The following is a 13,015-nucleotide window of genomic DNA, read 5'->3' as shown; positions in this document are numbered from 1 at the left end:
AAAGAGGTGCGCAATTATGCAGATTGCGAAAAAAAATTCAACCTGCTTTTATGATTGTTTTCCGCCAAGGACTACCCGATGGACTATCGACAGCTGGGCCGTACCGATCTGAACGTGAGTGCAATCTGCCTCGGGACCATGACCTGGGGCGAGCAAAACAGCGAGGCAGAGGCTTTCGCACAGATTGAACGAGCCAAGAGCGCCGGGATCAATTTCATCGACACCGCCGAAATGTACCCGGTGCCGCCCAAAGCCGAAACCTACGCCACCACCGAACGCTACATCGGCAATTACTTCAAGAGTCGTGGCGATCGCGCCGACTGGATTCTGGCGAGCAAGATCGCCGGCCCCGGCAACACCATCGACTACATTCGCGGCGGCCACCTCAAACACAACCGTGAACACATCGTCCAGGCCCTGGATGCCAGCCTCAAGCGCTTGCAGACCGACTATATCGACCTCTACCAACTACACTGGCCGGAACGCAGCACCAATTTCTTCGGTCAGCTGGGCTACACGCACAAGAGCGAAGTCAACCTGACCCCGCTGGAAGACACCCTCGAAGCACTCGACGAACAGGTCAAAGCCGGCAAGATCCGCCACATTGGCCTGTCCAACGAAACGCCGTGGGGCACCATGAAGTTCCTCGCGCTGGCCGAAGCCCGTGGCTGGTCGCGTGCGGTGTCGATCCAGAACCCCTACAACCTGCTCAACCGCAGCTTTGAAATCGGCCTGTCGGAAATCGCCATCCGCGAACAATGCGGGCTGCTCGCCTATTCGCCACTGGCGTTTGGTTTTCTGTCCGGCAAGTACGAAGGCGGGGCGCGCCCGGCAAAAGCTCGCCTGAGCCTTTACAGCCGCTTCAGCCGCTACTTCAACCCGCAGTCGGAAGTCGCGTGCAGCCGTTACGTGGCGCTGGCCCGTGAACACGGCCTGGACCCGGCACAAATGGCCCTGGCATTCGTGACCCGGCAATCGTTCGTCACCAGCAACATCATTGGCGCGACCACGCTGGAACAGCTGGACAGCAACATTGCCAGTTTCGACCTGAAGCTGTCGGATGAAGTGCTGGCGGGGATCGAGGCGATTCACAAGGATCACCCGAACCCGGCACCTTGATCGACTCATAAACCCAATCGCGAGCAGGCTCGCTCCCACAAGGATTACGCTGTACCTGTGGGAGCGAGCCTGCTCGCGATAGCGGTCTTCCATTCACCCAGAATTCAAAGCGAACGAGCGATGATCTCCTTCATGATTTCATTGGTCCCGGCATAAATCCGCTGCACCCGCGCATCCGCCCAGGCTCGGGCAATCGGGTATTCCCACATGAAGCCGTAACCGCCATGCAGCTGCACGCACTCGTCGAGCACCTTGCTTTGCAGGTCAGTGCCCCAGTATTTGGCCATCGCCGCCGTCGGCACATCGAGCTTGCCTTGCAGGTGCAGCTCCAGGCAGCGGTCGACGAAGACCCGGCCAATCTGGATCTCCGTGGCCATCTCCGCCAGTTTGAAGCGGGTGTTCTGAAAGTCCGCAATCGCCTTGCCAAACGCCTTGCGCTCGCGGGTGTAATCCAGGGTCCACTGCAACGCCGCCTCGGCTGAGGCCAAACCGCCGATAGCGACCGTCAGACGCTCCTGCGGCAATTCCTGCATCAGATAGGCGAAGCCCATCCCGGCCTGCCCCAAGAGGTTTTCCTTGGGCACACGGACGTCCTGGAAAAACAGCTCCGAGGTGTCCTGCGCTTTCATCCCGACCTTCTCCAGACGCTTGCCCTTTTCGAAGCCCGGGGTGTTCGCCTCCACCAGAAACAGACTGGTGCCCTTGGCCCCGGCCTTGGGATCGGTCTTGGCCACGACAATCACCAGGTCCGCGAGGAAGCCGTTGGTGATGAAGGTTTTCGAACCGTTGATCACGTACTCGTCGCCGTCCAGCACCGCTGTGGTTTTCACCCCTTGCAGGTCGGAGCCGGCGCCCGGCTCGGTCATGGCAATCGCGGTAACCATTTCGCCGGAGACCAGCTTCGGCAGGTACTTTTTCTTCAGCACTTCACTGCCGTAATGCAGGATGTACGGCGCCACGATGTCCGAATGCAGAGAGAAACCGATACCGGTCAACCCCAGCCGCCCCACCTCCTCAATCACCACCGCACTGTAGAGGAAGTCCGCATCGAACCCGCCGTACGCTTCCGGCAGATGGGAGCAGAGCATCCCCGCCTCCCCGGCCTTGTTCCACAGCGTGCGATCGATGTAGCCCTGTTTTTCCCACTGCGCATGAAACGGCACGGCCTCTTTTTCGAGGAAGGTTCGTACGCTGTCGCGAAACAGTTCGTGCTCGGAACTGAACAAGGTTCTGGGGATCATCGGGGCACCTGTGGTTATGCTTGATCGCTAATGATTCCCAGAGCCTAAGCCTCCCGCTGATAACAGGACACTGGACACATCAGACAAAAAATAAGACGATCCAGCCGCTTGGTGACCACTTTCCCCTATAAGAATAAATTGAATATGTCTATCCAACTCTCCACGCCCCTGCGGCGCGTCAGCATCCTGGCTATCGACCGGGTTTTTGCTTCCACCCTCATGCAAGCCAAGGATTTCTTCCATCTGGCCAGCCTGCGTTACGGCAAACAACTGGGCCACGGCCTGACCCCGGCGTTCGAAACCCGCCTGGTCAGCCCCGACGGCAAACCGGTCAACAGCTTCAGCGATGTGATCATGCCGGTGGATGGCGGCCTGGAAAACGCCGATATCATCATCCTCCCGGCGTTCTGGGACGATTTCGAAACACTCTGTAAACGTTATCCACAGGTGCTGCCGTGGCTGCGCGAGCAACACGCACGCGGCGCAGTGCTCTGCGGTGAAGCCACCGGGGTGTTCTGGCTCGCCGAGGCCGGCCTGCTCGATGGCAAGGAAGCGACCACTTACTGGCGTTTCTTCAACGCCTTCGAAGAGCGCTTCCCCAACGTTCAGCTCAATCAGGACAAACACCTGACCGACGCGGACAACCTGTACTGCGCTGGCGGCACCACCTCGGCCTGCGACCTCTACATTTATTTGATCGAGCGCTTCTGCGGGGCCAACGTGGCCCAGGCCGTGGCCCGCGACATTCTGTATGAAGTGCAGCGCAGTTATTCGCCAGGGCGTATCGGCTTCGGCGGACAAAAGCTGCACCAGGATGTGATCATCCTGCAGGTCCAGCACTGGCTCGAAGAGCATTTTGCCGACAAGTTCCGCTTCGAAGACGTCGCCCGCGAGCACGGCATGAGCATCCGCAACTTCATGCGGCGCTTCCAGACCGCCACTGGCGACAAGCCGCTGCACTACCTGCAACGGTTGCGCATCGAAACCGCCAAGGGCCTGCTGTCCGCCAGCCGCAAAAGCATCAAGACCATCAGCTACGAAGTCGGCTATGACGACGCAAGCTTCTTCGCCCGGCTGTTCCGCCAACACACCGAGTTGTCGCCGAACCAGTATCGGCAGCAGTTTCAGCAGGCCGCTTAAGATACACATCCCCCTGTGGGAGCGAGCTTGCTCGCGATTGCGCCAGCACATTCAACATCAATGTGACTGACAGACCGCCATCGCGAGCAAGCTCGCTCCCACATTGGTTCTTCGACGCACAAAAAAGGGCCTGCAATGCAGGCCCTTTTTTATTTTCAGAAACATCCTACGGCTTGTGCGCCCGCGACAGGAACTCGTGGGACTGCATTTCCAGCAGACGGCTGAGGGTGCGCTGGAACTCGAAGTTCAGGCGACCGCCGGTGTAGAGGTCTTTGAGCTCGACTTCAGCGGAAATGATCAGCTTGACGTTACGGTCGTAGAACTCGTCGACCATGTTGATGAAACGTCGGGCGATGTCATCGGTGGTGACGCTCATCTGCTCTACACCGCTGAGCAACACGGCGTGGAAAATCTTGCCGAGTTCGATGTAGTCGTTCTGGCTACGCGGGCCGTCGCACAGTTCGCGGAAGTCGAACCAGGCCACGTCGTCGCACGTACGCACGGCACGGATCTCACGGTTCTCGATGATCAGCACATCGTTTTCGATGGCCTGAGTGCATTCCGGCGTGAGTGCGCGGAAGCTTTTGCGCAGGCTCTCATGGGACGCTTCGTCGAGTGGGGAGTGAAACAGCTCGGCTTGCTCAAGGTGACGCAGACGGTAGTCGACACCGCTGTCGACGTTGACGATGTCGGTGTTCTGCTTGATCAGCGCGATGGCTGGCAGGAAGCGCGCACGTTGCAGACCGTCCTTGTACAGACCGTCCGGTACGATGTTCGAGGTCGCGACCAGGGTCACGCCGTTCTTGAACAGCTCTTCCATCAAAGTGCCGAGGATCATCGCGTCGGTGATGTCGGACACGAAGAACTCATCGAAACAGATCACCCGCGCTTCGTCGGAGAAACGCTTGGCGATGATGGTCAGCGGGTTTTTCTCGCCGCCGAGGGTCTTCATCTCTTCATGCACGCGCTTCATGAAGCGGTGGAAGTGAGTGCGGACCTTTTCCTTGAACGGCAGCGCTTCAAAGAAGGTGTCGACCAGGTAAGTCTTGCCGCGACCTACGCCGCCCCAGAAGTACAGGCCCTTGACCGGCGCCTGGTCTTTCTTGCCAAACAGCTTGCCGAGCAGGCCGGGTTTGTTCTGCGAGGCCGCGACCAGATCGTCGTACAGGCGCTGCAAATGGCGCACGGCAGTTTCCTGAGCGGCGTCATGGAAGAATTCCGGGCGTTTCAGATCAGCTTGATATCGTTCTAGGGGCGTCATAATTCGTTAGCAAGGCAACAAAAACGGGCCGACACTGTAGCGACGACCCTTGAGAATGGCAATCAGCCCTTGGTCGGGCCGAGCCGTTGATTATTCCTGAACAGGCGTCAGCGCAACCCGCAAGGCGTCGATGGCGACATCCCGCGCGGCGCTGTCAGCGAAGGCCGGGCTGTCGGCAACGCACTCGCCTTCGAGCCAGACGCTGAAGCTCAGGTCTTCACTGCGAACGTCCAGCGCCTGGCCGGATTGCAGTTGCTTGGTCACCTGGCCGGCGGTTTTGCCGTCAGCGAAGTTGCGCGACAACAGCAGTTGCTCGCCATCGGCCGCCAGCAGACGGAAGCGGAAGCTGCCATCGTCTTCACGGAAGCTGACGAAACGCGCGGCTTTCGCGGCTTTCTTCTTGGTAGTGGCCGCCACTTGCGTCTGATTGACGAAAGAACGCAGACCGACCGCTTCACGCAGCTCGTTGAGGAACGGCGTGGCCACGGCGCGAGCCTTCTTGGCGCCGTGCTGCAGAATGTCTTCGAGGTCTGCCGGGCGCTCGATCAACTGGTAGTAACGCTCGCGGGACTCGCCCAGCTCGTTGTCGAGCAGCTGGAACAGACGATTCTTCGCCTCACCCCAACCCAGGCCCTGCAACAGTTCGCTGCGGAACTCGTCGGCCTGCGCCGGAGTGGCGAAAGCCTGGAACAGCGTGAACAGGTGCGAATTGTCTGGATCTTTCGCTTCGCCCGGCGCACGGGAGTCGGTGACGATCCGCGAAATCGCGTCCTTCATTTCCTTGGCGCTGGAGAACAACGGAATGGTGTTGTCGTAGCTTTTCGACATCTTCCGGCCATCGAGGCCCGGCAGCGTGGCGACGCTTTCTTCGATCAGCGCCTCGGGCATGGTGAAGAACTCCTTGCCCTGGCCAAACAGGTGGTTGAAGCGCTGGCCGATATCGCGGGCCATTTCCACGTGCTGGATCTGATCGCGACCGACCGGGACCTTGTGCGCGTTGAACATCAGAATGTCCGCGGCCATCAGCACCGGGTAGCTGTACAAGCCCATGGTGATGCCGGCGTCCGGGTCTTCACCGGCTTCGACGTTCTTGTCCACCGACGCCTTGTAGGCATGCGCGCGGTTGAGCAGGCCCTTGGCGGCGACGCAGGTCAGCAGCCAGGTCAGCTCAGGGATTTCCGGAATGTCGGACTGGCGATAAAACGTTACCCGATCCACATCCAGACCACCGGCCAGCCAGGTCGCGGCGATTTCCAGACGCGAGCGCTGGATGCGCAGCGGGTCATCGCACTTGATCAGGGCGTGGTAGTCGGCCAGGAAGTAGAACGAATCGGCATTGCTGTCGCGGCTGGCGAGGATCGCCGGACGGATCGCGCCGGCGTAGTTGCCCAGGTGCGGGGTGCCGGTGGTGGTGATGCCGGTGAGGATGCGTGTACGAGTAGTCATGGGTAATCGCTTATCAGACTGCAATCAATTCGAAAGGCGCGGCAGGATCAGATCCTTGAGGTCGGTCAGCTTGCCGTGAAAAAAGTGTCCGCATTCTGCCACTTTCAGCAGCTCATGGGGGCGATCGAGGGCGTCAGACCAATCGTAAACCAGCTGCGGATCGATGACTTCGTCGGATTCTGGCTGGATCAGCGTCAGTTCACCGTGCTGCGGCAACTGATCCTGAGCGCCCAGACGCATCACCGCCGGCGCGACCATGAACACATGCTTGAGCTGCTCACCCTTGGCTTCCAGACGTCCGCCGAGGCTCGCCGCAACGAAACCACCGAACGAGAAACCGAACAGGGTCATGGGCAAATCAGGGTGTTTGGCGCGAAACCATTCGGCCACGGCTTGTGCGTCATCGACTTCGCCGGTGCCCATGTCATGCGTGCCGGCGCTCGCGCCGACGCCACGGTAATTAAATCGTAATGTGATCAACCCGGCGTCGCGGGCGGTGCGCTGCAAGGTCGAAACGACTTTATTGAGCATGGTGCCGCCCTGCACCGGGTTGGGGTGGCAGATCAGCGCCAGGCCACGTGGCTCGGGGGAGTCCAGGTACAAGGCTTCCAGTTGGCCCACTGGGCCATCAATCAATACAGGGGTTTCACGCATAAGCAAGGAAGGAACTCCGTGACCTCTCGAAGGGTCGACTCGTCTAGCTAAAAGTCTGTGCCTGGCATGATTGCGATCTCGTCGCGGTATACAGCGCAGGTCCGAGCCGTTAACGTAAAGCAAAGCCGTTTATAGAGGAAGGACTCGTGGAACACTCGCTCTTAGTTTGGTTGTTGCCGACTCTTGCCCTGGTTGCCGGTGTCGCTATTGGATTCCTGGTTGCCCGCCTTCTGCCGAATGCCGCGCCTAGCAGCACGCAACGTCAGCTGGATGACATTCAGGAACGTTTTGACAACTATCAGAATGAAGTGGTCACCCACTTCAACAGCACCGCAACGCTGGTCAAGAAGCTCACTCAGAGCTATCAGGAAGTGCAAGACCACCTCGCCGAGGGTGCCAACCGCCTGGCCCTGGACGAACAGACTCGCCAACGCCTGCTGGCCGCCCTGCACTCCGATGCCGCCGTGCAAGCGCCACGGGAACGCCTGACACCGCCACGCAATCAGGAGCCGCCACGCGATTACGCACCGAAAATGCCAAACTCCCCTGGCATGCTCGACGAGCATTACGGCTTGAAGAAGTAACCAGCGTTCACGCGACATAAAAAGCCCTCGGACAGGTGATGTCCGAGGGCTTTTTTGTTGCTGGGGGTTCGAGCGCCTGCTCGCGATGAGGCCCGAACAGACAAAAAAAAGCCCACCCGATCTGCTGAGAATCGGGCGGGCTTTTTACACCTGGGGTTCAGTCAGGTTTTTTGTTACTGATACTGCTGACCTTGCTGCTGGGCAGGCTGGCCATATTGCTGACCCGGAATCGCCTTGAGGTTAACCTCTACACGACGGTTCTGCGCCCGGCCATTCACATCGCCATTGCTGGCAATCGGGTTATCCGGACCAGCACCACGCGCCGACAGGTTGGCACCGCTGACACCTTGCGACGTCAGGTAAGTGGCCACGCTTTGAGCACGACGCTGGGACAGGTCCATGTTGTGCTGACGAGCGCCGGTGCTGTCAGTGTAGCCGACGATTTCAATTTGGTTCTGGCTGAACTCTTTAAGCGAACCGGCCAGGTTGTTCAGCGGCTGGTAGAAGCTTGGAGCAATGTTCGCCGAGTCGGTACCGAAGGTGATGTTGCCCGGCATGATCAGCTTGATCTGATCGCCCTGACGCTGCACTTCAACCCCGGTATTGGCCATGCTGGCGCGCAGTTTCTTTTCCTGCTGGTCAGCGTAGTAGCCATAACCGGCAGCGGAAGCACCACCGATCGCAGCACCAATCAGCGCGCCCTTGCCACGGTTGTTATGGTCGATAGCCGCACCGGCCACCGCACCGGCCAAAGCGCCGAGGCCGCCGTACTTGGCGGTTTTGCTCATGCCGGTGGAGCCGCTGTCAGCCTGCCCCTGGTTGTCATACGGGTTCTGGTTGGCACAGCCAGCCAGCATGGCCACGGCAGTAGCGACAATAATCAAACGACTCGAGGTGAACATGGAGAGCTCCTACTTTTACATTCTGTGGTGCAACGGACGTTGGCAATAAACCCGTGCGGGCGTTGGAACACGGCCCAAGGCAAAAATTCCATCAGGTCGCTTTGCAGCCTGGTAAATCAGGCCCGCACAAAAGGATTTTCACGCATTTCATCGCCCAGACGCGTTTCGGGACCGTGTCCGGTGATGACCGTCGCGTCTTCATCGAGGGTGTACAAACGCTGCTTGATCGAACGCACGATGGTCGCCTGATCACCGCCCCACAAGTCCGTACGCCCTACCCCGCGACGAAACAGCGTGTCACCGGCAATCAGCAGCTTAGCCTCGGAAAACCAAAAGCTCATGGACCCCGGCGTATGACCCGGCGTGTGCAGCGCCACGCCACAGCCGCAGGCCAGCTCTTCATCATCGGCCAACCAACGATCCGGCGACGGCACCGGCGTGTACGGCACCCTGAACATCTGGCACTGCATCTCCAGATTGTCCCAAAGGAACTGATCTTCTTTATGCAGGTGCAACGTCGCGCCGGTTTTCTCCTTCAACTGGCCCGAGGCCAGGAAGTGATCCAGGTGCGCGTGGGTATGAATAATGTTCACCACCTTCAACCCCAACGCGTCCAGCCGCGCCAGAATCAACTCATGATTGCCACCCGGATCGACAACGATGGCCTTCCTGGTGATCGGATCACCGATGATCGTGCAGTTGCACTGCAACGGCCCAACGGGAAAGGTTTCGCGGATCAGAGCGGGTTTGGCAGCGTCCATGGGCGTTCCTGAAAAAATTGATGGCGTATTCTGGCACACCCCACCTTCTCCGCCGATTGCTGTCCTGTTACAAAACCGACAACCCGCCCCTACAACCGAATCAATGGTCAGCCTGCACGCCGATTACCAAAGCCGCGCCACCTTGCTCTTCGTAGGAGCCTGGCTTGCCAGCGATGATGGCCTGTTGATCGGCACAAATATCGAAGCCTGATCACCAGCCGCCCGGCATCTACAAATCGGGGGAATATTGATGGCAGACACAGACTCAACGGCTCTACACCAAACCTGTGGCGAGGGAGCTTGCTCCCGCTGGGCTGCGAAGCAGCCCCAAAACCTGCAATCGGCTTTCATCAGGCACACCGCATTTGCTGGATTTGCGACCGCTTCGCGCTCGAGCGGGAGCAAGCTCCCTCGCCACAGAAGCACTCTGGCTTCAGAACTCAGCGCTACCGCTCTTCCGGCTGATCAAAATTATCCAACGCCCGATTCACCAACAATTCCCCCAACGAAATCATCTGCTGAATCGCCAACGCCACATGCCGACGCGTGCCCTCCAGCTCAAACGCCAAATCACTGGCCATCACATTCAACGACGCCAACGTTTCCGAGGCATGCGCCAACAGCGTCTCGTTATCCAGATCAGGAATCACCGTAAAAATATTGGAAGGACGCTTATCAGACAGCGGCGCCTGAACAAACGGCGGCTTGAGGTAATGATCCAGCGCCCGCTCGGCGGCATCGTGGAGTTTTTTGGAGTCGCTGGAGGCGTAAGGGGAAGTGCTTGGGGTTTCTGTGGTATTGGAAGTGTCGTTTTGCATGGTGAAGCTCCTAAACAAAGTTATGGATGCTGTATCACCTATACCTGTTCGGGTCGCTAAACCCGGCCGCTGAATTGGCAGCGACACCCGGAGGTTATCCACAGACCTTCCCACCTGGCAACCTTGAAAAGGTGTCGGAAGATTCTTCCAAGATCGAGTTTTTTGTAGCCGCTTCCTAGGACTGATCGACTAATTAGAGGTCCCTACAAAGCTGCATATCCAGCCGGTTGTGACTGGCAGGAAACGACCGGGAGTTGTCGGTGGACAACATGATGTCAAAATAGTAGCGTATGCCATGAACTGGCAGAAACACTTGGAATCTGATCTTGTGTTCGTCGCGTTTTTCCTTAAACGATGTCATGTTCGGCCACGGGCATCTTCAAACTTGACAGCCAACGCCTTCATCCATATGGATACGTGAATAATGAATAAAATTGTTGAGTCACTTCTTCGTGACTTTCGAGAGGAACATGGAATCGTTTCGAGTATTCCCGATGAGACGGCGTTCGAGCACTTTTCCGCCAATCTGACAATTGGCGTTCTAGCAAATGGTGTACTCAACACGGATTTATGTGTTGTTGGTGGCGATGCCCAACCGGGAATCGATGCTCTTGGGGTGATCATCAACGGTTCATTCGTGCGAGATCCTGACGAAATTGAAACGTACATTGAAATGAACGGATATCTTGATGTGGACTTCGTATTTGTCCAAGCCAAGACATCGGCTTCATTTGATGTCTCCTCACTCGGAGACCTAGGTGATACCGTCGAGCGCCTGTTTGAAACTGGCCCCACAAAAGTTGACAACGCGAAAGTGCATCAGTTCTGCGCTTTGAAAGACGCCATATTCTCCAAGAGCCGTACATTCAAACGCCGCAATCCGGCTGTACATTTATATTACGTAACTAGTGGCAATGCTCCTCAAGGCGATGTTCACTTCTCCAACAAGGAAGCCCTTATAGTAAAAAGGCTAACCAAACACGGCACACTTTCCAGTGCACATATAACTCTGATCGGGGCAAATCAGATCCAAAAGCGATCACTTCAAATTTCAAACTCACTTTCAAGGGAGATTCTCTTCCCGAAACGTGTAACTATGCCAGACGTGCCTGGCGTGACCCAAGCATTCCTAGGGGTTTTGCCAGTCAGCGAGTTCTTGAAGCTTATTCAAGGTGAAGCCGAAACATTGCTCACATCAATCTTCTACGACAATGTGAGAGACTGGGAGGGTCTAAATTCAGTAAACGCGGGCATGCAAAAGACACTCCTAGACGAACAATCCCGGTCAAGATTTTCGCTAATGAACAACGGAGTTACCGTCATCGCACGTAAACTCCAGCCCACCGGCGACAAGATAGTCCTTGAGGACTATCAGTTTGTGAACGGGTGTCAGACCAGTAATGTAATCTGGGCTTGCCGAGAAAACTTAGCACAAGGGGATATTTCTGTCCCCATCAAAATTGTAGCAACCGAAGATGAGAGTGTCATCCGGGATATTATCCGCGCCACAAATAGCCAGACAGAAATTAAACCAGCTCAACTGCTTGCAATTACAGACTTCCAAAAACAACTTGAGCTTTATTTCAGAGCACAAGGCGAGAATTCTCTTTACTATGAGAGACGTTCCAGGCAATACGTAAATCAACGTGTTGAACCAAAAAGACTGGTCACACCCATTGGACTCGTAAAACTTTTTTCCTCCATGTTTCTTGAAGAGCCCCATAAGACCGCCCGAGACTTCGGTAGCGTACTTCGCAAAGTCGGCGGCGATATCTTTGGGTCTGAGCACCGACCTGACCCTTACTTTTTCTGTGCAGTGGTATATTTTTGGATCGAGACTTTCCTGAAAAGATTTGACCCAGCCTTGCGAGTTGCACGGTACCAAATCCTACTTGCAGCACGTCTACTCCTAGAGGATGCTCCTCCACCCGCTATGAACACGCGAAAGATAGAGCAATATACTTCCAAGATGCTCTTAAAGTTTTCAGATGCCGATACCGCTGAGGCTTCGCTGAAGCCCGCCTTCGAGCTTGTCGCTAAACTTATGGTAGGGAAATCCCGGGATTTACCGCGCACGAGCTCGTTCACGCAGTCACTCAAGGATGCTGTAGCCGAATTAAAACTGGACTCTACCCCCAAAACCAAAGCCAAAACCAAAACCAAAACCAAAACCAAAGCACCAGGGCAACAGATTACATTGATATCCTAGATCAACTGGGCCTGGTCAAAACCAGCCCCTTACTTTAACGTTAGAGTATAATACGGGGACAGACTACGATCATTGGCTTGAGCAAAACGTGGTCTACCCCTACTTCCTCTATAGTCATGCACTTAGTTATTTACAAGACTGTATATGCTTTCTAAAATAATTAATTTTTTCCGTAAAAAGCAAGAACAATTCTGGTGGCATTCACCCTCCGCAGAGTTTGATGAATTTGACTTCAATAAAATCGGATCCACATCATTAAAGTACGGCTGGGGAATATATTTCTCTCACTACAAGCATGATGCCCTGCGGCATAACAAAGGCTTAAATCACATTTATAGATTGCCTTTAACTTCAGTAGAATCAAAATCATTCATATTTTACTCTAAGCAGATCAAGGAGCACAAAGACCCCAAGGTGATAGAGGTTGCAAGAAGCTTCTACGGGGCCGATAAATTTGACCAAGATAACTTTTATAAAGGAGGTCACCGCTTTTATAATGACATCTGGGAGTTTGAACGTTCCAAGGGGAAAAACTCTAATGGCTGCGCTGCAAAATACCTTTTAGATAAAGGAATTACCGGTGGAATTATAGATGACAACGGCGAGAGAATTATCGTCATCTACGACACTGACTTATGGAAAAACGTTGAACGAATTCAAGTTGAAGAAACACACAACAAGCAAATTTAGCCGAGACGCTGCCCTCGACCAATTCGGTCGTTATGCACTGGAGTGCCATGAAGAAAATCGATTATTCAGACCGCAAACCAATCCCTACCTTGGAAGCCTTTTCGCCTGCTGCGGGGGCGGCTTCTGTGTACTTTCGTAAGCGCTCCATGAACCCCACATTTTAAAGGTGGGATCTATGGCTATCTTGGAA

At 55.8% G+C, this 13,015-nt stretch carries 13 protein-coding genes; 6 read left to right on the top strand and 7 right to left on the bottom strand.

What is annotated here, in order from left to right; all coding sequences use genetic code 11:
* The first annotated feature begins 78 nt into the window (after positions 1-78).
* Entirely contained in the window at positions 79-1,119 is a 1,041-nt protein-coding gene (locus tag FPT12_RS05600) for an NADP(H)-dependent aldo-keto reductase (protein ID WP_103319117.1), read from the top strand.
* A 104-nt stretch (positions 1,120-1,223) separates the two neighbouring features.
* On the opposite strand, the gene FPT12_RS05595 is transcribed toward FPT12_RS05600, so the two are convergent.
* The gene (locus FPT12_RS05595; RefSeq protein WP_145015019.1) at positions 1,224-2,360 is read right to left on the bottom strand and encodes an acyl-CoA dehydrogenase family protein; all 1,137 of its coding nucleotides are present in this window, start codon (positions 2,358-2,360) and stop codon (positions 1,224-1,226) included.
* A gap of 243 nt (positions 2,361-2,603) precedes the next feature.
* Here FPT12_RS05595 and FPT12_RS05590 point away from each other — a divergent pair, with 243 nt between their 5' ends.
* Positions 2,604-3,500 carry a GlxA family transcriptional regulator gene (locus FPT12_RS05590; protein WP_178098633.1) on the top strand — a complete coding sequence of 299 codons (897 nt, stop codon included), beginning with the start codon at positions 2,604-2,606 and terminating at the stop codon, positions 3,498-3,500.
* 166 nt (positions 3,501-3,666) lie between these two features.
* Here FPT12_RS05590 and zapE read toward each other — a convergent pair whose 3' ends face one another.
* The 3 genes from zapE to FPT12_RS05575 form a co-directional block, all read right to left on the bottom strand.
* Positions 3,667-4,761, bottom strand: coding sequence for a cell division protein ZapE (zapE, locus tag FPT12_RS05585; protein WP_145015017.1), 1,095 nt, complete (start codon positions 4,759-4,761; stop codon positions 3,667-3,669).
* Between the two features lie 90 nt (positions 4,762-4,851).
* Positions 4,852-6,207 (bottom strand): tryptophan--tRNA ligase, encoded by a 1,356-nt coding sequence (locus FPT12_RS05580; protein ID WP_145015016.1) that lies wholly within the window; start codon positions 6,205-6,207, stop codon positions 4,852-4,854.
* Positions 6,208-6,231: 24 nt separating this feature from the next.
* Entirely contained in the window at positions 6,232-6,861 is a 630-nt protein-coding gene (locus FPT12_RS05575) for an alpha/beta hydrolase (RefSeq protein WP_145015015.1), read from the bottom strand.
* A gap of 146 nt (positions 6,862-7,007) precedes the next feature.
* Here FPT12_RS05575 and FPT12_RS05570 point away from each other — a divergent pair, with 146 nt between their 5' ends.
* Positions 7,008-7,445, top strand: coding sequence for a YhcB family protein (locus tag FPT12_RS05570; RefSeq protein WP_145015014.1), 438 nt, complete (start codon positions 7,008-7,010; stop codon positions 7,443-7,445).
* A 173-nt stretch (positions 7,446-7,618) separates the two neighbouring features.
* Here FPT12_RS05570 and FPT12_RS05565 read toward each other — a convergent pair whose 3' ends face one another.
* Complete coding sequence (locus FPT12_RS05565; RefSeq protein WP_145015013.1) at positions 7,619-8,347, bottom strand: OmpA family protein; 729 nt, start codon at positions 8,345-8,347, stop codon at positions 7,619-7,621.
* Between the two features lie 116 nt (positions 8,348-8,463).
* The gene (locus tag FPT12_RS05560) at positions 8,464-9,108 is read right to left on the bottom strand and encodes an MBL fold metallo-hydrolase (protein WP_145015012.1); all 645 of its coding nucleotides are present in this window, start codon (positions 9,106-9,108) and stop codon (positions 8,464-8,466) included.
* Between FPT12_RS05560 and FPT12_RS05555 the strand changes: the two genes are divergently transcribed.
* Positions 9,107-9,319 (top strand): hypothetical protein, encoded by a 213-nt coding sequence (locus FPT12_RS05555; RefSeq protein ID WP_145015011.1) that lies wholly within the window; start codon positions 9,107-9,109, stop codon positions 9,317-9,319. The two genes, FPT12_RS05560 and FPT12_RS05555, sit on opposite strands and share 2 nt — an antisense overlap.
* A gap of 235 nt (positions 9,320-9,554) precedes the next feature.
* Here FPT12_RS05555 and FPT12_RS05550 read toward each other — a convergent pair whose 3' ends face one another.
* Positions 9,555-9,926, bottom strand: a complete 372-nt coding sequence (locus FPT12_RS05550) for a DUF6124 family protein (RefSeq protein WP_145015010.1) — start codon at positions 9,924-9,926, stop codon at positions 9,555-9,557.
* A gap of 424 nt (positions 9,927-10,350) precedes the next feature.
* Between FPT12_RS05550 and FPT12_RS05545 the strand changes: the two genes are divergently transcribed.
* On the top strand, positions 10,351-12,135 hold the full coding sequence (locus FPT12_RS05545; protein ID WP_145015009.1) for an AIPR family protein: 1,785 nt from the start codon (positions 10,351-10,353) through the stop codon (positions 12,133-12,135).
* A 144-nt stretch (positions 12,136-12,279) separates the two neighbouring features.
* On the top strand, positions 12,280-12,825 hold the full coding sequence (locus tag FPT12_RS05540; protein ID WP_145015008.1) for a hypothetical protein: 546 nt from the start codon (positions 12,280-12,282) through the stop codon (positions 12,823-12,825).
* The last annotated feature ends 190 nt before the right edge of the window (positions 12,826-13,015 follow it).

The sequence above is a fragment of the Pseudomonas sp. H3(2019) genome, from assembly GCF_007713465.1.
GTDB lineage: Bacteria > Pseudomonadota > Gammaproteobacteria > Pseudomonadales > Pseudomonadaceae > Aquipseudomonas.
The sequence above is the reverse complement of the archived record's forward strand: the minus strand, read 5'-3'. Positions and strand labels throughout refer to the sequence as shown.

What these genes read in the sequence shown, in the direction of transcription:
- FPT12_RS05555 (WP_145015011.1), top strand. Translation starts at nt 9,107, where the DNA reads ATGGGCGTTCCTGAAAAAATTGATGGCGTATTCTGGCACACCCCACCT.
- FPT12_RS05545 (WP_145015009.1), top strand. Translation starts at nt 10,351, where the DNA reads ATGAATAAAATTGTTGAGTCACTTCTTCGTGACTTTCGAGAGGAACAT.
- FPT12_RS05560 (WP_145015012.1), bottom strand. Translation starts at nt 9,108, where the DNA reads ATGGACGCTGCCAAACCCGCTCTGATCCGCGAAACCTTTCCCGTTGGG.
- FPT12_RS05595 (WP_145015019.1), bottom strand. Translation starts at nt 2,360, where the DNA reads ATGATCCCCAGAACCTTGTTCAGTTCCGAGCACGAACTGTTTCGCGAC.
- FPT12_RS05575 (WP_145015015.1), bottom strand. Translation starts at nt 6,861, where the DNA reads ATGCGTGAAACCCCTGTATTGATTGATGGCCCAGTGGGCCAACTGGAA.
- FPT12_RS05540 (WP_145015008.1), top strand. Translation starts at nt 12,280, where the DNA reads ATGCTTTCTAAAATAATTAATTTTTTCCGTAAAAAGCAAGAACAATTC.
- FPT12_RS05600 (WP_103319117.1), top strand. Translation starts at nt 79, where the DNA reads ATGGACTATCGACAGCTGGGCCGTACCGATCTGAACGTGAGTGCAATC.
- zapE (WP_145015017.1), bottom strand. Translation starts at nt 4,761, where the DNA reads ATGACGCCCCTAGAACGATATCAAGCTGATCTGAAACGCCCGGAATTC.
- FPT12_RS05550 (WP_145015010.1), bottom strand. Translation starts at nt 9,926, where the DNA reads ATGCAAAACGACACTTCCAATACCACAGAAACCCCAAGCACTTCCCCT.
- FPT12_RS05565 (WP_145015013.1), bottom strand. Translation starts at nt 8,347, where the DNA reads ATGTTCACCTCGAGTCGTTTGATTATTGTCGCTACTGCCGTGGCCATG.
- FPT12_RS05580 (WP_145015016.1), bottom strand. Translation starts at nt 6,207, where the DNA reads ATGACTACTCGTACACGCATCCTCACCGGCATCACCACCACCGGCACC.